The 18,750-nt window shown below is 71.4% G+C and carries 18 protein-coding genes; 13 read left to right on the top strand and 5 right to left on the bottom strand.

The window, feature by feature from the left end:
• Nucleotides 1-155 precede the first annotated feature (155 nt).
• From C1N81_RS12235 to C1N81_RS12215, 5 genes are all read left to right on the top strand, one after another.
• On the top strand, nucleotides 156-1,157 hold the full coding sequence (locus C1N81_RS12235) for a carbohydrate ABC transporter permease (RefSeq protein ID WP_394428820.1): 1,002 nt from the start codon (nucleotides 156-158) through the stop codon (nucleotides 1,155-1,157).
• A 15-nt stretch (nucleotides 1,158-1,172) separates the two neighbouring features.
• Nucleotides 1,173-2,093: a carbohydrate ABC transporter permease gene (locus C1N81_RS12230; RefSeq protein ID WP_394428819.1), complete on the top strand. Its 921-nt coding sequence runs from the start codon at nucleotides 1,173-1,175 to the stop codon at nucleotides 2,091-2,093.
• A 58-nt stretch (nucleotides 2,094-2,151) separates the two neighbouring features.
• Nucleotides 2,152-3,549 (top strand): GH1 family beta-glucosidase, encoded by a 1,398-nt coding sequence (locus C1N81_RS12225; RefSeq protein ID WP_394428818.1) that lies wholly within the window; start codon nucleotides 2,152-2,154, stop codon nucleotides 3,547-3,549.
• Between the two features lie 122 nt (nucleotides 3,550-3,671).
• Nucleotides 3,672-4,412 carry an esterase/lipase family protein gene (locus tag C1N81_RS12220; RefSeq protein ID WP_394428817.1) on the top strand — a complete coding sequence of 247 codons (741 nt, stop codon included), beginning with the start codon at nucleotides 3,672-3,674 and terminating at the stop codon, nucleotides 4,410-4,412.
• Between the two features lie 34 nt (nucleotides 4,413-4,446).
• Nucleotides 4,447-5,058, top strand: coding sequence for a class I SAM-dependent methyltransferase (locus C1N81_RS12215; protein ID WP_394428816.1), 612 nt, complete (start codon nucleotides 4,447-4,449; stop codon nucleotides 5,056-5,058).
• 113 nt (nucleotides 5,059-5,171) lie between these two features.
• Here C1N81_RS12215 and C1N81_RS12210 read toward each other — a convergent pair whose 3' ends face one another.
• Entirely contained in the window at nucleotides 5,172-5,873 is a 702-nt protein-coding gene (locus C1N81_RS12210) for a hypothetical protein (protein ID WP_394428815.1), read from the bottom strand.
• Nucleotides 5,874-6,124: 251 nt separating this feature from the next.
• Here C1N81_RS12210 and C1N81_RS12205 point away from each other — a divergent pair, with 251 nt between their 5' ends.
• Together C1N81_RS12205 and C1N81_RS12200 are read left to right on the top strand one after the other, a co-directional pair.
• Nucleotides 6,125-6,688, top strand: a complete 564-nt coding sequence (locus tag C1N81_RS12205) for a hypothetical protein (RefSeq protein ID WP_394428814.1) — start codon at nucleotides 6,125-6,127, stop codon at nucleotides 6,686-6,688.
• A gap of 196 nt (nucleotides 6,689-6,884) precedes the next feature.
• Nucleotides 6,885-7,490 carry a chorismate mutase gene (locus C1N81_RS12200; protein ID WP_394428813.1) on the top strand — a complete coding sequence of 202 codons (606 nt, stop codon included), beginning with the start codon at nucleotides 6,885-6,887 and terminating at the stop codon, nucleotides 7,488-7,490.
• Nucleotides 7,491-7,520: 30 nt separating this feature from the next.
• Here C1N81_RS12200 and C1N81_RS12195 read toward each other — a convergent pair whose 3' ends face one another.
• Both C1N81_RS12195 and C1N81_RS12190 read right to left on the bottom strand, forming a co-directional pair.
• Nucleotides 7,521-8,108 carry a TetR/AcrR family transcriptional regulator gene (locus C1N81_RS12195; RefSeq protein WP_394428812.1) on the bottom strand — a complete coding sequence of 196 codons (588 nt, stop codon included), beginning with the start codon at nucleotides 8,106-8,108 and terminating at the stop codon, nucleotides 7,521-7,523.
• Nucleotides 8,109-8,258: 150 nt separating this feature from the next.
• Nucleotides 8,259-9,146, bottom strand: coding sequence for a sigma-70 family RNA polymerase sigma factor (locus C1N81_RS12190; protein WP_394428811.1), 888 nt, complete (start codon nucleotides 9,144-9,146; stop codon nucleotides 8,259-8,261).
• Nucleotides 9,147-9,230: 84 nt separating this feature from the next.
• Between C1N81_RS12190 and C1N81_RS12185 the strand changes: the two genes are divergently transcribed.
• Nucleotides 9,231-10,001, top strand: coding sequence for an SDR family oxidoreductase (locus C1N81_RS12185; protein ID WP_394428810.1), 771 nt, complete (start codon nucleotides 9,231-9,233; stop codon nucleotides 9,999-10,001).
• A gap of 84 nt (nucleotides 10,002-10,085) precedes the next feature.
• Here the strand turns inward: C1N81_RS12185 and C1N81_RS12180 are convergent, their stop codons facing one another.
• Nucleotides 10,086-10,643 carry an SUKH-4 family immunity protein gene (locus C1N81_RS12180; RefSeq protein WP_394428809.1) on the bottom strand — a complete coding sequence of 186 codons (558 nt, stop codon included), beginning with the start codon at nucleotides 10,641-10,643 and terminating at the stop codon, nucleotides 10,086-10,088.
• Nucleotides 10,644-10,695: 52 nt separating this feature from the next.
• The gene (locus C1N81_RS12175; protein WP_394428808.1) at nucleotides 10,696-12,291 is read right to left on the bottom strand and encodes a nucleic acid/nucleotide deaminase domain-containing protein; all 1,596 of its coding nucleotides are present in this window, start codon (nucleotides 12,289-12,291) and stop codon (nucleotides 10,696-10,698) included.
• Nucleotides 12,292-12,548: 257 nt separating this feature from the next.
• Between C1N81_RS12175 and C1N81_RS12170 the strand changes: the two genes are divergently transcribed.
• The 5 genes from C1N81_RS12170 (at nucleotide 12,549) to C1N81_RS12150 (ending at nucleotide 18,737) form a co-directional block, all read left to right on the top strand.
• Nucleotides 12,549-13,424: a helix-turn-helix domain-containing protein gene (locus tag C1N81_RS12170; protein WP_394428807.1), complete on the top strand. Its 876-nt coding sequence runs from the start codon at nucleotides 12,549-12,551 to the stop codon at nucleotides 13,422-13,424.
• Nucleotides 13,425-13,525: 101 nt separating this feature from the next.
• Nucleotides 13,526-14,350, top strand: coding sequence for an ABC transporter ATP-binding protein (locus C1N81_RS12165; RefSeq protein WP_394428806.1), 825 nt, complete (start codon nucleotides 13,526-13,528; stop codon nucleotides 14,348-14,350).
• Between the two features lie 51 nt (nucleotides 14,351-14,401).
• A complete protein-coding gene (locus tag C1N81_RS12160; RefSeq protein ID WP_394428805.1) occupies nucleotides 14,402-15,490 on the top strand; it encodes an iron-siderophore ABC transporter substrate-binding protein in 1,089 nt (362 codons plus the stop codon).
• Between the two features lie 80 nt (nucleotides 15,491-15,570).
• A complete protein-coding gene (locus C1N81_RS12155; protein WP_394428804.1) occupies nucleotides 15,571-17,685 on the top strand; it encodes an iron ABC transporter permease in 2,115 nt (704 codons plus the stop codon).
• A complete protein-coding gene (locus C1N81_RS12150) occupies nucleotides 17,682-18,737 on the top strand; it encodes a peptidase C39 family protein (RefSeq protein ID WP_394428803.1) in 1,056 nt (351 codons plus the stop codon). Before C1N81_RS12155 ends, C1N81_RS12150 begins: the two co-directional genes overlap by 4 nt.
• Nucleotides 18,738-18,750: the final 13 nt, after the last annotated feature.

Here is an 18,750-nt window from a genome sequence, read left to right as displayed (position 1 = left end):
CACCGGGCGGGTGCGGGCGGGTGCGGGCGGGGTCCCCGCCGCCCGGACCCGCGCGCCCCGCCCGCGCCGCTCACCCCGCCCGCGCCGCTCACCCCGCCCGCGCCGCTCACCCCGCCCGCCCCGCTCACCCCGCACGTCCGACGGAAGGACCCCCGGTGGCCGCCTCCACCACGCTCGGCTCGCCGGCCGAGCCGCCCCCGACGCCCGGCTCGCCCGTGAGGCCCGACGGTCTCGGCAAGGCCCGTTCGAAGGTTCCGCTGCTGCACCGCCTCGACGTGAAGGGTGCGCCGTACGCGTTCATCGCGCCGTTCTTCGTCATCTTCGCGGCGTTCAGTTTCTACCCGCTGATCTACACCGCCTGGATCTCCCTGCACCAGGTCGAACTGTCCACGTTCGACGTCATGCACTGGGAGGGCCTCGGCAACTACACGGCGCTCTTCGGCGACGGGCGGTTCTGGAACGCGGTCCGCAACACCATCACCATCGGCGTGATCTCCACGGTTCCGCAGCTGCTCATGGCGCTCGGCCTGGCGCATCTGCTCAACTACCGGATGCGGGGCTCGACCTTCTTCCGGGTCGCCGCCATCACCCCGTACGCCACCTCGGTCGGTGCCGCGGCACTCGTCTTCACGATGCTGTTCGAGCGCGACTTCGGCATGATCAACTGGGTGCTCGGCCTCGTGGGCCTCGACCCGGTCGACTGGGAGAACTCCACCGGCGCCTCCCAGACCGCGATCTCCGCCATCGTGATCTGGCGCTGGACCGGCTACAACGCCCTGCTCTACCTGGCCGCCATGCAGGCCGTGCCACTGGAGCGGTACGAGGCCGCCGCCATCGACGGGGCCAGCCGCTGGCAGCAGTTCCGCACCGTCACGGTCCCCGGCATCAAGGCGACGATCGTCTTCACCATCGTCCTGTCGACGATCGGCGCCACGCAGCTCTTCGGTGAACCGCTCATCTTCGGCCAGGGCCCCAACGGCGTCACCGGCGGCATCGACAACCAGTACCAGACGCTCGGCCTGCTGCTCTACGAAGAGGGCTGGAAGAACTACCAGATGGGCCGGGCGGCCACCGTGGCGTGGGCGATGTTCCTGATGCTCGTCCTCGTCTTCGTCCTGCAGCGCGTCATCACGCGCCTGCGCAACCGCACGCACTGACCGGGGAGTTACGCCATGACCACCGACACCGCTCCGGTCCGCTCCGGCACGCGGGGGCGCACCAAGGTCGCGGGTTCCGCCCCGGCCCGCCCCAGGCGGCTGAGGCAGGGCGCGGGCCGCCAGCACCACGCGGGGCCGCTCGCCTACATCCTGCTCGGGTTCACCGCCCTGGTCTCCATCTTCCCGCTCTACTGGACGCTGGTCGCGGCGTCCACGGACAGCAACCGGATCTCGCAGTCCCCGCCGCCGTTCCTGCCGGGGCCGAACCTCTTCAAGAACCTTTCGCGCGCCTGGACCGAGGCCGCGATGGGCAAGGCGATGATGAACTCGCTCATCGTCGCCGGCACCATCGCGCTGTCCACCGTGCTGTTCGCGACCCTGGCCGGGTTCGCCTTCGCCAAGCTCCGCTTCAAGGGCCGCAACGCCCTCCTCATGATCGTCATCGGCACGATGATGGTGCCGCCGCAGCTCGGCGTGGTCCCGCTGTTCATGATGATGAGCGACCTCGGCTGGGGGCAGCAGCTGCCGTCGGTCATCTTCCCGACGCTGGTCAGCGCGGTCGGCGTGTTCTTCATGCGGCAGTACTTCGCCGAGGCGCTGCCCGACGAGCTGGTGGAGGCGGGCCGTGTCGACGGCGCGCACTCGCTGCGCATCTTCTGGTCCATCGTGATGCCGATCGCCCGTGCGCCCATGGCCGTCATCTTCATGATCACGTTCGTGCACGCCTGGAACGACTTCTTCTGGCCGTTCATCGCCCTGGACATGACCAACCCGACCGTGCCGGTCGCGCTCACCCAGCTGAGCGCCGGTTACGTCCGCGACCAGTCCCTGATCATGGCGGGCGCCCTGCTCGGCACCCTGCCGCTGCTTGCCATGTTCGTGGTCTTCGGCCGCCAGATCGTCGGCGGCATCATGCAGGGCGCCGTCAAGGGCTGACCCCGACACCGGGCATCAACGTCCCTACTCCCACCGCCAGTTCTCCTGAGGAGCCTTCATGTCATCCGCGCTCACGTTCCCCGCCGACTTCCTGTGGGGCACGGCGACCGCCTCGTACCAGATCGAGGGCGCCGCACGGGAGGACGGCCGCACCCCGTCCATCTGGGACACCTACGCGCACACCCCCGGCAAGGTCCTCAACGGCGACACCGGCGACATCGCCTGCGACCACTACCACCGCTGGGCCGAGGACGTCGACATCATGGCCGGCCTGGGCGTCAAGGCGTACCGCTTCTCGCTCGCCTGGCCCCGGATCCAGCCGACCGGCCGCGGCCCGGCCCTGCAGAAGGGCCTCGACTTCTACCGGCGCCTGGCCGACGCGCTGCGCGAGAAGGGCATCAAGCCGGTCGCCACGCTCTACCACTGGGACCTTCCGCAGGAGCTGGAGGACCTGGGCGGCTGGCCCGCCCGCGAGACCGCCCGGCGGTTCGCCGACTACGCGGCCCTCGCCGCCGAGGGCCTGCGCGACCACATCGACACCTGGACCACCCTCAACGAGCCATGGTGCAGCGCCTTCCTCGGCTACGCGTCCGGTGTGCACGCGCCGGGCCGCACCGAGCCGGTCGCCGCCCTGCGCGCCGCCCACCACCTCAACCTCGGCCACGGCCTCGCCGTCCAGGCGCTCCGCTCGGGGCTGCGCCCGTCCGCCGAGGTGTCGGTGACGCTCAACGTGCACCACGTGCGCCCGCTCACCGGCGCGCCCGGGGACACGGACGCCGCCCGGCGCATCGACGCGCTGGCCAACCGGGTCTTCACCGGCCCGATGCTGCGCGGCGAGTACCCCGAGGGCCTGCTGAAGGACACCGCGCCGCTGACCGACTGGTCCTTCGTCCACGACGGCGACCTGACCGAGATCCACCAGCCCCTTGACTTCCTCGGCGTCAACTACTACTCGCCGACCCTGGTCTCCGAGGGCGACCGGGCCCACGGCAACGACGGCCACGGCGCCAGCGCCCACAGCCCCTGGGTGGGCGCGGACCGCGTCGCCTTCCACCCCACACCCGGCGACCGGACCGCGATGGGCTGGACCATCGACGCCACGGGCCTGGAGGAACTGCTGCTCCGCCTCGACCGCGACCACCCCGGCCTGCCGCTGATGGTCACCGAGAACGGCGCCGCCTTCCACGACTACGCGAACCCCGAGGGCGACGTCGAGGACCCGCGGCGCATCGCCTACGTCCGCGACCACCTGGCCGCCGTGCACCGTGCCGTCTCCGCCGGCGCGGACGTCCGCGGCTACTTCCTGTGGTCCCTCCTGGACAACTTCGAGTGGGGCTACGGGTACAGCAAGCGGTTCGGCATGGTCCACGTCGACTACCCGACCGGCACCCGCACCCCGAAGGCCAGCGCCCGCTGGTACGCGGAGGTGGCCGCGACGGGGATACTGCAAGCCTGAACGTGCGAGCGGCCCCGCATGCCTCAACTCGCCGTCGACACCGGTGATTTCGCCGATGGCGTGCGGGCTCCGCGCCACGAACCTGGCCGGGACAGGTACCCCCACCCCGACAGGAGGGCTCCATGAGCTCCGCATCCCGTCGTTCCCCCCGCCGGCTGCTCGGCGTACTGGCGGCCGCGGCCGTCGCGTTCGGTCTCTTCTCCCCGGCCACCACGGCCGGTGCCGCCGAGGCCGACAGGGCGCCCGCGCGCACCGTCGCCGCGCAGCCGCTGTCCACCAGCACGCCGGTCGTCTTCGTGCACGGCTACACCGGCAGCGCCGCCAACTGGGTCACCGCCATGAGCGTCTTCCGCGCCAACGGCTGGTCCAGCGCCAACCTCTTCGCCTACGAGTACAACTCGTACGGCAACAACATCACCAACGCCCAGGGCCTCGCCACCTACGTCGACAACGTCAAGGCACGGACGGGCGCGAGCAAGGTCGCCATCGTCAACCACTCGATGGGCGGCCTGGTCAGCCAGTACTACCTGAAGGTCCTCGGCGGCGACACCAGCGTCAGCCACCTCGCCTCGATCGCGGGCGCCAACCACGGCACCACCTACGCGGGCGCCTGTCTGATCTACACGACCTGCCAGCAGATGTACCCCGGGTCGTCGTTCATCGCCCGGATCTCCGCGGGGGACGAGACGCCCGGCTCGACCAAGTACGCCACCTGGTACTCGGCGTGCGACGGCATCATCCTCCCGTACACGAGCACCCGGCTCAGCGGCGCGACCAACAACAACGTGCTCTGCCAGACCCACATCGGGTACCTCGCGGACACCGTCGTGCTCGGACAGATCGCCCGCTTCGTCGCCTCCTGATCGTCTCCGCCCCGGCGACCTATAGTCGATCACCATGAGTCGTTGGCAGGAATTGACCGGTGGGACATCCGGGGCGGAGTACGCCGCCCGTTTCGACGCGCTGCGCACAAGCGGGAAGGACGTGCACGGCGAAGCCGCGTTCTGCGCGGCCCTGGTACCCGAGGGGGCGCGGATCCTCGACGCCGGCTGCGGCACCGGGCGGGTCATGATCCGGCTGGCGGAGCTCGGGTACGACTGCGTGGGGATCGACCTGGACGCCTCGATGCTGGACGTGGCGCGGGAACGGGCGCCGCACCTGCCCTTCTTCCAGGTCGATCTCGCCGCGTTCGGCCCAGCGGCACTCGGCACCGCCCCGGACTTCGACCTCGTCGTCGCCGCGGGCAACGTCATGCCGCTGCTCGCGCCCGGCACGGAGGCCACGGTGGTCGCACGCCTCGCCGCGGCCCTCCGCCCTGGCGGCCTGCTGGTCGCGGGGTTCGGCCTGGACGCGGCGCATCTGCCGGTGCCGCCGAGCATCACGCTGAGCGAGTACGACGCCCACTGCGCGGCGGCCGGCCTCACCCCCGTGGACCGGTTCGCCACCTGGGACGCGGCTCCGTACGACGGCGGCGGTTACGCGGTCAGCGTGCACCGCGCGAGGCCCTGACAGCCACTGCGCTGCCGCGGTGCCTGAGCCAGGCGACCAGCACAGGTATTGCCGCGCACGCACCGTCCGGCCCGCTACTCCGGCCCGCTACTCCGGCCCGCTACTCCGGCCCGCTACTCCGGCACGAGCACCGTGAGCCACTCCGCCGCGCGCGCCCGGTAGCCGTAGCGCTGCTGCAACCCCGATACCAGCGCCGGGACATGACCCGCCCCGTACACGACGGCCACCCGGAACGGCTCGTCGGCGTGGTCGGCGAGGATTCCGCCCAGTGCGTCGAGCAGCCGCTCGTCGCGCCGGGCGGTGATCGCGCGTTCCACGGGGCTGTCGGCCAGCATCTCCGCGCGCAGCGTCGACGGCAGGTCGTCGACGGCCAGGTCCTCGTCGAGGAACGCGCGCGGGCCGCGTAGCGCGAACACCAGGCCGAGGACCGGGGCCGAGGCCATGAGCAGCAGGTACGTCGACCGGGGCAGCGCCCGTAGGTCCGCCATCGCCTCCTGCGCGGTCACGTCCGGGCGCACGACCGGTACGGACTTCGGCAGTATCAGCGCGTCAGTCTGCTCCTGGAGGCCGTTGCGCCGGAGCCGCGGGGCGAAGCGGTAGGCGAGCGTCAGGGTGCTCACTCCGGCCGACTTGCCGCGGATCCCCTCCATGACGATGAGGTCGCACCGCGCGAGTCGGCCGCGCACCTGCGCGTAGAACGTCGGCGATGCCACGTGCAGCATCGGGAAGATCACGAATTCGAGCGGCGTCCCCGTCCTCTTCATCGTGAGCACGGCGGATCGGACGGCGTACCCGGTGACTTCGATGATCTGCATCTTCCCCCCGGATGCCTCATCGCTCGACGGCCCTGCGCTCAATGGCCTTATTTCCGGGCATTTTCGGTGCTGGGTGTGGGGGAGTCCAGGGGTGTGTCGTGCGCGTTCTCGGAGTGGATAGAACGATCGGTCTTGACAGGCGCCGGCCGGCTTGCCAATCTGAGGGTACAGAACGTTCGTTCTTGCGGGGTTGTGGTCCACGCCGTCCCGCCGTCCTCCTCTCCTCCGAAAGCCCTCCGAAAGGGGTCGTCATGACCACCCTCACCGCTTCGCCCGGCGTCACCAACCCGGCCGCCGCCCTGCGCCGGCTGTACTTCGTCCGGTTCGGCTTCGCCATCGTGTGGGCGCTGGTGATGTTCACCATGGCCGAGAGGATCAGCCCCGTCGCGGCCGTACTGCTCGTGCTGTACCCGCTGTTCGACGTGGGCGCCGCCATCGTCGACGCGAGGTCGTCGCGCGCCACCGGATCACCCACGGTGCTCTACGTGAACATGGCGGTCAGCCTCGCCGCGGCGGTCGGCGTCGCGATCGCGGCCGCGTCCGGTATCCCGGCGGTCCTGCGCGTGTGGGGTGCCTGGGCCATCCTGTCCGGCCTCGTCCAGCTGATCGTCGCCGTGCCGCGCCGCGCGATGGGCGGACAGTGGCCGATGATTCTCAGCGGCGGCATCTCGGTCCTGGCCGGAGCCTCGTTCGTCGCGTCGGCCGGCGCGGCCGAGCCCACCCTCTCCAGCGCGGTCGGCTACGCGGTTCCGGGCGGCATCTTCTTCCTCATCTCGGCGCTGCGGCTGGGGCGGGCGGCCAAGGAGAACCGGTGATCTCCACCTCCGGCACCACGCCCCGAACGCAGGCACCACGCCCCGAACGCCGGCACCACGCCCCGAACGCCGGCACCACGCCCCGAACGCAGGCATTACGCCCTGGACTCCGCACCCCGCTCCGGACTCCGCACCCCGCTCGTACCGAAAGTGAGGCAGACCGTTGAACCTGCGCCGAGGAACCCACCGTTGTGCCGTGATCGCCGGATCGCTCGTCGCCGTCGGAGTGCTGACGGCCTCTCAGGCGGCCGCTGCCGACAGCCACCTGAGCGCTGATTCCGGCCCGCAGCCGCGTACGGCGGCGACGACGACGGCCGGGGCCGCCGGGTCGCTCGGCCCGCTGGCCGGCCTGGTCATCGAGCGGCTCCTCGTGAGCGACGACGTGGCGGCGTCCAAGTACGGCACCGATTCCCCCATCGAGGACCCGGTACGGGAAGAGCAAGTCCTGGCGCAGGTCCGGCAGGAGGCGGCCGAGGCCGGGGTGGACCCCGACGCGGCGACCGACTTCTTCCGCGACCAGATCACCGCGAGCAAGGTCGTGCAGCGGGGCCTGTACGACCGCTGGGCCGCGCACCCCGACGAGGCCCCCACCACGCGCCCCGACCTCGCCCGGATCCGGGAACGGCTGGACCGGCTGACCACCGCCCTGCTCCACGAGCTCAAGGAGACGGAGCGGGTGCGCGAGCAGCCCGTCGCCTGCACGGTGCGGCTCGCCCTGGCCGGTGCGACGGGCGCCGCGCGGGAACACCTCGACGGGCTGCACCGCCGGGCGCTGCGCACCGCGACGGAATCCGTCTGCTGACGGGTATGACCTGCGGTGGCCGGGCGGGGATCAGGCGGCGGCGCGCGCCCGCAGGATCCCTTCCACCCCGTCCAGGAAGGTCTCCGACACCAGTACGGGGTCGGACAGGCAGCCGGAGGCCATCGCACCGTCCCGGAGCATGACCAGGTGGCGGCCCGCCGGTTCGGCCGGTGTCGTGCCGGTGTGGGACAGCAGTTCCGTGACGGTGTCCAGGAACCACTGGCGGTGCGCCAGGACGGCCCGGTGCACCGGGTGGTCCCGGTCGGGGTACTCCGCCGCCGCGTTGAGGAACGCGCAGCCCCGGAAGCCGGGCGACTGGATGCCCGCGGTGATGGTCCGGCAGACGGCCCGGACCTTGTCGGCCGCCGACTCCGCGCCCGCCTGAGCGGCCTCGGCCTGTGCCCGCAGCTCCCGGTCCGCGAGGTCGAGGTAGGCCAGGACGAGGTCTTCCTTGCCCTTGAAGTGGCGGTAGAGCGTGGCCCGCGTGACCTGCGCCTCCGCGATGATCCGGTCGACGCCGACGGAGTGGATCCCCTCCGTGTAGAAGATCCTGGTGGCCGTGGTGAGCAGCCGCGTCCGCGCTTCGGAGGTGCCGGTCCCTTTTGTGCTCTGGGTCATGGGGTCAGGTTAGCGAAGGGTGAGGAGAACGGTCTGTATCGGAGCCCCGCCCCGAGGCATCCTGGCTCCGTCGGACCGCCGCCGCGCCCGCGCCCGGGGCAGCCTGACTCCCTCGGGCCGCCCCCCGCCCCCGGTGCCTTCCGTACTCCCTCAGGCCACCGCCACCTCCACCGCCCCCAGCCGCTCCGCCTCCGCGATCACGTCGACCGCGGTGATCAGGCCGCTGTCGGGGTGGAGGGTGAAGGTGAGGACGAGACGCAGCCGGCCGTGCGGGGCCATGGCCAGGCCGTACGCGCCGTCCAGCAAAGCCGTGCCGGTGAACCGGGCGCGTCCGGTGGCGGCCATCGCGCCCTTGGCGACCGTGTGCGCGCCGAGGACGACGACCGGTTCCGGCGTCGGGATCACGGCCGGGTCGGCGGTGAGGACGACGTCCGGGTGGAGCAGGGCGACGAGCGCCTCGAAGTCGCCGGTGCGGGTCGCCGCCAGGAACGCGGTGACGGCCTGCTTCTGGCGGGAGGAGTCCGGGGCGGCCGGGGCGGTGCCACGGACCCGGCGCCGCGCACGGCTGGCGAGCTGGCGGGCGGCGGCGGGGGTGCGCTCCAGGGTCGCGGCGATCTCGTCGAAGGGGAGGGCGAAGAGGTCGTGCAGGACGAAGGCGAGCCGTTCGTCGGGCGTGAGCGTGTCGAGTACGACGAGGAGCGCGATGCCCACCGCGTCGGCGGCCTCCACCTCCTGCTCGGGGGTGGGGCCGCCGTCCGGGCGGTCGCTCCCGTGCGCGGTGGGCAGGTCCTCCTCGCGGCGCGCGGCCCGGGAGCGGAGGGCGTTCAGGCAGGTCCGGGTGGTGATGGTGGTCAGCCAGCCGCCGATGTTCCGCACCTCGCCGACCTCGGCGGCACTGGCGCGCAGCCAGGTCTCCTGCACCGCGTCGTCGGCCTCCGCGAGGGAGCCGAGCATCCGGTGGGCGACGGCGCGCAGGTGCGGGCGGTGGGCCTCGAAGACCTCGGCCCGAAGATTCGCTCCAAGATTTTTTTCGTGCATCGGTCACATCCCCCCACGGCGGCGTGTCAGAGCAGCGGAACCGAAGCCCGCACGCCACACGAACGATCAACTAAGGGGTACATCATGACTGTTGACGCGACGATCCTGATCACCGGCGGCACCGGAACGCTCGGCCGCCATGTGCTGCCGCTGCTGCGTGCGGCGGCGCCCGGCCGCCCCCTGCGGGTGCTCAGCCGCGGCGCACACGCGGACACCGAGGGGATCACCCACGTCACCGGCGACCTCGCGACCGGTGAAGGCGTCGCCGCCGCGCTGGACGGGGTGGACACGGTGCTGCACCTTGCCGGTGGCGCCAAGGGCGACGACAAGGTGGCCGCGCACCTGGTCGCCGCGGCCCGGGAGGCGGGGGTGCGGCACCTCGTGCACATCTCGGTGATCGGCGCCGACCGGATGCCGATGGCCTGGTTCGCGACGCAGCGCGCGGCGGAGGAGGCGATCACCGGCTCGGGCATCGCGTGGACGATGCTGCGGGCCGCCCAGTTCCACGACCTGGTGCACGAGATGGTCGCCAAGATGGCCAAGCTGCCCTTCGTCCCGGCGCCCGGGATGCGTCTTGAGCCGGTCGACGTCCGCGACGTCGCGCAGCGCCTGGTCGAGCTGGCCCTCGGCGAACCGGCCGGTCTCGTCGCCGAGTTGGCCGGGCCGAAGGTGTACACGATGGACGACGTGGTGCGCTCCTACTTGACCGCCGCCGGGCGCAGGCGCCCGGTCCTCGGGATGCGGATGCCGGGCAAGGCCGGTCGCGCCTACCGCGACGGCGTGAACCTGGCGTCGGCGCGGGCCGTCCACGGCGACCGGACCTGGGAGTCGTTCCTGTCGGAGCGGGCCGCCTGAACACGCGGCCCGACGCGGCTTCAGCGGAGTGGCCCGGTGGCCGGGAGCGGCTTCAGCGGATGGTGACCCGCGCGTGGGTGCGGGTCACCACATCCCGTCCTCCAGCTCCTGCAGCGACAGGTTCCACTGGGAGTCCTCGTCGGCGAACGGCGTGGGGTCGAACTCTCCGACGACGCGCTTGAACCGCTCGCTCAGCTCCTCGGGCTCCAGCGTCTCCTCGTCGTGGTCGACCTCGAGCCTGCGGAACTCGATCAACGCGAAGAGCAGGGACTCGACGTCCCGGTGCAGCAGGATGTAGCCCTCTTCGCCTTCGGGGAACGCGTACACCTTCCCGGACTGCGGGTCGAACGCGATGAGCGACGTGAACAGATTCCCCAGCATCCACCACGAGCGGCTCTCCGCCGGGCACGGGAATCCGTAATGGTCGAAGCGGCTGCCGAGGGCCACCGGGTCGAGTCCGGGATCGTACGGGTCCTCCGGGTCGATACGTGAAGAGAAGACGTCGGAATGCGGCAGCCCCACCAGACTCAGCAGGCTGCCGGATTTCGGCTCCACGGCCGCGTCCGCGTATTGCGGAAAGAAGACCACGTTTTCCAGGCCGTAGGCTTCGACCATTGCTGTCGGCGTCACGGAGAAGTTCACTGGCACATCCTACAACACGGTGATTTCAGGTAGGTGAGGGGAATTGGCACGGTCAGAGGTGAAGAATCTTCTTCAGGTTGTTGACGTAAGCGATGTGTTCCTTGTTCGTCGTCTTCCCCTTCTCGTCGTAGTAGTCGGCCGCGTGCGTCACCTGGAGGTTGTCGCCGAAGTGGTAGCTCAGCCATCGCGCGCACACGGGGTTCTTCTGACAGGGCTCGCGTGAACTGAACACTTCGGTGAGGCCGTCCTGCAGCCCCGCGTGGATCAGCGGGCGGCCGATCATCCGCTCGGAGTGCCCGAGCTTGTTGCTGTAGCCGACCAGCACGGATTCCCGGCCCTCCTGGTCGAAGTACCGGCCGGCGGCGTAGTTGGTGCCCTTGTCGTCGCCCCGGGACTTGCGCGCCGCGTGGGTGGCCTCCGCGAGGTCGTACCCGTAGGGGGAGACCTTCTGGGAGACGACCCGCTTCTTGTGCTCGCTGTCGGCGTGGAAGTCCGCCTTCTCCTTGTCCGTCTTCGGGATGTAGAAGGTGTCGTCCGGCCGGGCGATCCCGTCGAGCCGCATCCGGTCGTGATCGTCGAGCTTTCCTGTGGTGCCGTCCGCGTGGAGGCGCTGTATCGACCCGTCGGAATGCAGGAGATATGTCCGCTGTTCCGCGTCGGCGCCGCTTTTGGACTCGATCTTATTGACCTTGTCCTTAACGTCGTGATCCTTGTCCTTGTGGACCTTGGACGCCGCCTTGACGTGGTCGGGAAGGGTTTCGGTGATGTGTTTCGATATTTTGACGAGCGCTTTTTCCGAGCCGTTCAGCGCACCGTGGAGAACGCTGTCGAAAGCCTGGGTGAACGGGTCCTTTCCCTTGCTTTTCCCGAAGGCGTTCTTGGCCTTCGTCAGATGCGTCGTGGCATTGAGGTGCAGTTCCTTGCCGTGCGTCGAGACCTTTCCGGCGCCGTCCTCGAACTCGACATGGTCGATGTGCGTGACCTTGGCCCCGGAGCCGCTGACGCCGCTGGCCGATGCGAGATTCATCCCGCCGTGCCCGCCGCCCTTGCCGTCGCCCCCGCCGCCCTGTGTGCTGAACGCGCCCTCGGCGAGGTCGAGCACCATGTCCTCGACCATCGCCTCCAGCTTGGCGTTGATCGGTTCAGTGATCTTGGCGAGCACCTCGTCGACGATCCGGTCCACGGCCTCGTCGATGATCCGCTTGACGAGCTGCCGCATCGCGGCGACCTCGGCGGCGCCGATCAGTGCGGAGAGCCCACCGGTGACCACCGCCAGGCCGGCCGAGATGCCCACCGAGGCGGCCATCACGCCCAGTTCGATCTCGGCCTTGGTCTTCATCCCGAAGACGATGTCGGCGAGCACGTCGCACGCGTCGGCGAACAGCCTTGCCAGTTCCGGGAGTTTCTCCAGATGGCTCGCCTTGATCTGGCCCCAGTGCTTCTCCATCGAGTCGACGGCCCAGCCCTCGGACGACGACAGGATGCGCGAGAACGCCTTGTGCGCGTCGCCGCCGTGCCCTTCGAACTTGTCGGCGAACTCCCGCATCGCCGTGGCCATTTCGCGGTAGTCGTCCTCGTCGACGTTCGGGAAGTTGATCCCGATGAAGTCCAGGACGTCGTCGAGCCAGCCCGGAATCGTGTAGCCCATCCCCCGTGCATCCCTTCGCCGTCGTGCTCGTGATGCCCAGAAGAAACCGTAGCGAGCGGCACTGACAGTGGACAGGAGGCGTGCGAGAGCTATGGCATGACTGTGACAACCCGGGACGGAGTGATGACAGCGGCGGCGGTCCCCGCGTGCGGGGGGCTGGGCCGCGCGCGAGGGCTGTGCCGGGCGCGCTCACCACCCCGGACGATGCGCTCACCACCTCGGACGATGCGCTCACCACCCCGGATAAACTACGCACCATGGTGCGAACGTCCCGAGGTGACGCGACCCCCGGGATGTGGCGTCGGGAGACCGGCACCGTCGTGCGGCGGGCCGAGGCGGTTCCCGAGCGGGGGGCCGGGTCCGCCGGTGCCATCCTCGCGGGGTTCCGTGTCGTGCGGGACCCCACGGAGTGGTCGCCGCACTCGCACCCCCTGCACGAGCTGGTCTGGGTGCGTGGCGGCACGCTGACGTCCCGCGTCGGCGACCGCGTGCTCACCGTGGTCGAGGGGCACGGCCTGTGGATGCCCGCCGGAGTGGTGCACGCGGGGCGGGCGACGGCGGGGGCGGAGTTCTCGGACGCCTTCTTCGCCCCGGAGCGGACACCGGTCGCCTTCGAGGAACCCAAGTCGATCGCGATGACGCCGCTCCTGGAGTCACTGCTGACCCATCTGTCCCGTACGGACCTGGACGCGGACGCCAGGGCCCGCGCGGAGGCGGTCGTCTTCGACGTCATCGAGCCGTCGGAGCGGCAGTTCGCGCTCCAGTTGCCGGGCGACCCCCGGATAGACGCGATCGCCGAAGCGCTGCTCGACGACCCCGCCGACAGCCGGTCCCTGGAGGAGTGGGCGCGGCACCTCGGCACCAGCGACCGGACGATCACCCGCGCCTTCCGGCAGGCGACCGGGCTCTCCTTCGCGCAGTGGCGGCAACTGCTCCGGGTGCACCGGGCGCTGCTGCTCCTCTCCGAGGGGTTCGAGGTGACGACCATCTCCGAGGTGCTCGGCTATGCGCAGCCCAGCTCCTTCATCGCCGCGTTCCGGCGGGTCACCGGGGTGACGCCGGGCGCGTTCTTCGCCGCGACCGGCGTACCCGGGGATGTCCGGAATTCCGTATCGCGTGGCGAGAACTCCTGATTGTCGACGTGGCAAGCGGAATATAGCCTTCTTCGAGTTAGGTAACCCTTAGTTGTTGCGGGGTGCCGCTTCCCCGACCCTGCGATCGTCCGGACCCCCTCATGCTCACAAGCCCCTCGCGGCAGGCGCTCCACGGGCACGACCTCGTGCTCCGCCACGGCGGCAGCCCGGTCGTGCACGGCGTCTCGCTCGCCCTGGAACCCGGGCGCGCCACCGCCCTCGTAGGACCGAACGGCAGCGGGAAGTCCACGCTCCTGCGCGCGCTGTCCCGGCTGCACCGGGTGGACGGTGGCCGGGTCACCCTCGGCGCGCCCGGCGACGCGTCCGCCCAGGACGCGGCGCTGCTGAGCCCCCGCCGGTTCGCCCGCGAGGTGACCCTCTTCTCCCAGTCGCGGCCCGCGCCGCAGGGGCTGACGGTCGCGGAGGTCGTCGCGTTCGGCCGCCATCCCTACCGGCGCGGCTTCGCCGGGCCCACCGCCGAGGACCGGGCCGCCGTCGAGCGCGCCATGGGCGTCACCGGCGTACGGGACATGGCGGGGCGGCAGGTGGGGGAGTTGTCCGGCGGCGAGATGCAGCGGGTCTGGCTCGCGGCCTGCCTCGCCCAGGAGACCGGCGTCGTCCTCCTCGACGAGCCCACCAACCACCTCGACCTGCGCTACCAGTTCGAGACGCTCGATCTCGTACGCGATCTCGTCGGGACGCACGGCCTCGCGGTCGGGATCGTGCTGCACGACCTCGACCAGGCGTCCCGCGTCGCCGACACGCTCGTCCTCATGCGGGCAGGCCGGGTCCACGCGGCGGGCCCGCCCGCCGAGGTCCTCACCGCCGAGAACATCGGCGAGGTCTACGACATCCGGGTCGAGGTGAGCGCCGACCCGCGGACGGGCCGCGTCCGCATCGACCCGGTCGGCCGCCACCTCTCCTGAACCCCACCCTCCCCTCCCGGCACGTTCTTGCCCTTGAGAAAGAAGACCCCGATGAACCGTGCGCGTACGCGTACCCGCGCCCGTCGCCTGACGGCCTCCGCCGCCACCGGTATCGCCCTGCTCACCGCGGCTGCCTGCGGCACGACCGATGTCGACAAAGCGACCTCAGGCGGCGGCGCCGACGCGAGCGCGTCACCCGCGTCGAAGGACTGTGCCTCGGACACCACGGCCACCTCGACGCAGCCGGTCTCCTTCAAGGACGGCGTCGGCCGCACCGTGAAGCTCGACAAGCCCGCCAAGCGCATCGCCGTCCTCGAATGGCAGCAGGTCGAGGACGCGCTGACGTTGTGCGTCACCCCCACCGCCGTCTCCGACGCCAAGGGGTACCGCACCTGGGTCAGCGCGGAGAAGCTGCCCCAGGGCGTCACCGACATCGGCACCCGCGAGGAGCCCGACCTCGACACCCTCTACGCGGCCGAGCCGGACCTCATCGTCGTCGAGGCGTTCGACGCCAAGGACGACATGATCAAGAAGCTGGAGAAGCGCGGCGTCCCCGTCATGGCCACCAAGGGCGCCGATCCGAAGGACCCGATCGGCAACATGCGGAACGTCTTCAGCATGATCGGCAAGGCGACGGGCCGCACCGAACGGGCCGACCAAGTGCTCAAGGAGTTCGACGACCACCTCGCCACCGCCAAGCAGCAGGTCACCGACGCCGACCTGCCCACCAAGGACTTCCTCTTCTTCGACGGCTGGCTCGAAGGCGGCAACCTCACCGTCCGCCCCTACAGCGACGGCGCCCTGTTCACCGAGATAGGCAAGGAACTCGGCATGAACCCGGCCTGGACCAACGACGTCAACAAGAAGCACGGCGACGGCGGCGTCGACCCCTCCTACGGCCTCGCGCAGACCGACGTCGAGGGCCTCACCGCCGTCGGCGACGCCAACCTCTTCTACGCGAACGACGAAGGCGCGGGCGGGTACGTCGCCGCGCTCGCCAAGAACCCCATCTGGAAGAAGCTCCCGGCCGTCGAGGAAGGCCGCGCCCACGCGTTCCCCGCGCGCGTGTGGGGCGCGGGCGGCCCGCGCTCGTGCGCGCAGGCGATCGACGCGTACGTCGACGTGCTCGACAAGAAGTGACCGACAAGAAGTAAGCGACAAGAAGTAAGCGACAAGAAGTGAGTGAAGAAAAGTGAGTGAAGAGAAGTGAGCGCCAAGCAGTGAGCACCGTACGCACAGCGGCGGTGACCGACGGCGGGCCGCTGCCACGCGCCGCGCGCGCGGGCGGCGGCCTCGCCGGGGCGGCCGTCCTCGGCGCCCTCGTCCTCGCGACCGTCCTGGTCGGCCTGTGGCACCTGACGCAAGGCACGTCGGGCGTCGGCGTCGGCGTCGGCGACCTGATCCGTCACCTCGCCGGAGGACACGGGGAGGCGGACGGGGCGCCGGTCGGCGAGATCCTGACGGGCTCCCGCCTGCCGCGCCTGTTCGCGGGCGTCGCGGTCGGCTTCGCCCTCGGCTGCGCCGGCACGCTGCTCCAGTCCGTCACGCACAACACGCTCGCCTCGCCCGACACCCTCGCGGTCACGGCGGGCGCCTACTTCACGCTCACCCTCGTCGCCGCGTTCGGCCTCTCCGTCCCGTTGTGGGCGTCGGGCGCCGTCGCCTTCGCGGGCGGCCTCGTCGCCGCGGCGCTCGTCCTGCTCCTCGCCGGACGGGCCGCCGGGACGGCGGGCACCCGCCTCATCCTCGCCGGATCGGCGACGGCGATGGCGCTCGACGCGGCCACCGGGATGCTCCTCATCCTCTTCAGCAAGAACACCACCGGCCTCTACGCCTGGGGCAGCGGCTCGCTCGCGCAGCTGAACATCGACGCGTCGATGCGTGCCGTCCCGCTCGTCATCGTGATCCTCGGCGTGGCCCTCGCGCTGTCCCGCCGCCTCGACGTGATGAACCTCGGCGACGACACCGCCGCGACCCTGGGCGTGCCCATCCGGTCCACCCGTGTGACCGCCGTCCTCTGCGCGGTGCTCCTGACCAGCACGGCGGTGACCCTCGCGGGCCCGATCGGCTTCGTCGGCCTCGGCGCGCCCGTCCTGGCCCGCCTCCTCGCGGGCCGCGTCGGCGCACTCCGCCGCCACCTGTACCTGGTGCCGGTGGCCGGACTCCTCGGCGCGCTCCTCGTCCTCCTCGCGGACGCGACCCTGCGCGCGATCCAGGGCGCCGACGGAGCGGCGTCGATTCCCACCGGCGTCCCGACCGCACTGCTCGGCGCCGTCGTCATCGTCGTCCTCGCCCTGCGGCTGCGCGACACGGGCCGGCTGCGACAGCCCCCACGCGCGCGGGTCGCCGTCCGCTCCCGCCGTGCCTTCCTCCTCGTCACGTCCGGCGCGACGGTCCTGCTCGCGGTCGCCGCCGTCGTCGGCGTCCTCGCCGGAAGCCTGTGGCTGCGCTCGGGGGACGTCGTGCTGTGGGCCCAGGGGGCGGCCCCCGACCTGATCGGCCAGGCGCTCGACGACCGCGTCCCGCGCGTGACCGCCGCGGTCCTCGCGGGCGCGGCGCTCGGCCTCGCCGGGTGCGTCGTCCAGGGCTCGGTGCGCAACCCGCTGGCCGAACCGGGTGTCCTCGGCATCACGGCGGGCGCGGGGCTCGGGGCGGCGGCCGTCGCCACGTCGGGTCTCGGCGGCGGACAGCCCGTGCTCGTCATGGTCGCCATCGCCGCCGGTCTCGCCTCGTTCGCCGTCATCGCCCTGCTGTCCTGGCGCGGCGGGTTCCTGCCGGATCGCTTCGTCCTCATCGGCATCGGCATGGGCTACGGCCTCAGCGCGGTCACCACCTTCCTGCTCCTGCGCGCCGACCCGTACGACACGCCCCGCATCTTCACGTGGCTCTCCGGCACGACGTACGGGCGCACCTTCCCCGACGTCGTCCCGGTCGCCGTCGCCCTGGCGCTCGCCCTGCCCGTCCTGCTGTTCCTGCGCGACCGGCTCGACCTGCTCGCCGTCGACGAGGACACCCCGCGCATCGTCGGCGTCCGCGTGGGACGCACCCGCTTCGCGGCCCTCGCGATCGCCGCCGTCCTCGCCGCGTTCAGCGTCATCGCCGTGGGCGTCGTCGGCTTCGTGGGCCTCGTCGCCCCGCACCTCGCCCGCTCCCTGGTCGGAACGCGCCACGCCCGCGCGATCCCGGTCTCGGTGCTGCTCGGCGGAGTCCTCGTGTGCGTGGCGGACGCGCTGGGCCGCACGGTCGTGGCGCCCGCGCAGGTACCGGCGGGGCTGATGATCGCGCTGGTGGGGGCGCCGTACTTCGTGTGGGTGATGAGGAGGTCCGGAACATGATCAGGCACGTTGTCCGCTACGAGGCCGACGCCCTGCCGCGCCGACTGGCGCGGCTCGCGGACGCCGCGGTACTCGACCGCTGGCGCGCGGTCGACCGCTCCGCCCACGCCCCGCACCTGGTGGCGGTGGCCGACGGGACGGACGAGGACTGGTCGGCCGCCGCGCTCGTGACGGCGCGGCCGGGCACGGCGTATCTGAAGATCGTCGACGCCGTCGGTGACGTACCGGCGGCAGTGCGGGCCGTGGAGGCCGAGGCCCGTCGGCGCGGCCTTGCGCAGCTCAAGTGGGAGGGCTGGACGGCGAGTCACGAGGAGGCCACCACCGCCGGCTTCACACCCCTGGAAACCCCGCTGTCGCAGTCGCAGGCGGCGAAGGGCCCGGCGGCGGCGTACGTGCGCTGGCTGCACGACGCCACGACCCCGGCCCCCACCGAGCCCCCGTACTACGGGCAGACCACCCACTTCACCTGCGGCGCCGTCACCGCCCTCGTCGCCCAGGCGCACGCCGGGACGCTGCCGCCGGAGGCGCTCGACCGGCAGGCCGAGCTGACCCTGTGGCGCGACGCCACCAACTTCAACGCCTGCGAGCCCGTCGGCCTCGGCGTCGCCCTGCGCCGCGCCTGGCCCGCGACCCCCGTCACGGTCCACCTCGACACGGACCGCCCGGTCATGCTCGACCACCTCCAGGAGGCGGACCGGGAATGGCGCGCCGTACTGCAACGCGCCTCCCGTACGGAGGCGGAACACGCCGGGATCCCGGTCGATCCGGACCGCCTCGCCCTGAGCACGGTCCGGGAGACGCTCGACGGCGGGCGCGCACATGTGCTGCTCCTCCTCTCCCTCGCCGAGATGCAGGGCTTCGACGTACCGCACTGGGTGCTCTGCCATGGCGTCGTACCCGGAGCCGTCGTCATCGAGGACCCCTGGGTGAACGCGGCGACGGGGGACACCTGGGTCGACGCGCATCTGCTGCCGGTCCCCGACGCGGCGCTCGACGCGATGGCGACGGTCGGACCGGAAGGCTTCCGTGGAGCGGTGACGCTGGGGCCTTGACGACGGGGTCCCG

This window comes from Streptomyces sp. SGAir0957 (genome assembly GCF_043523415.1).
Note: the sequence above shows the minus strand (reverse complement) of the source record. Positions and strands in the feature narration are given on the sequence as shown.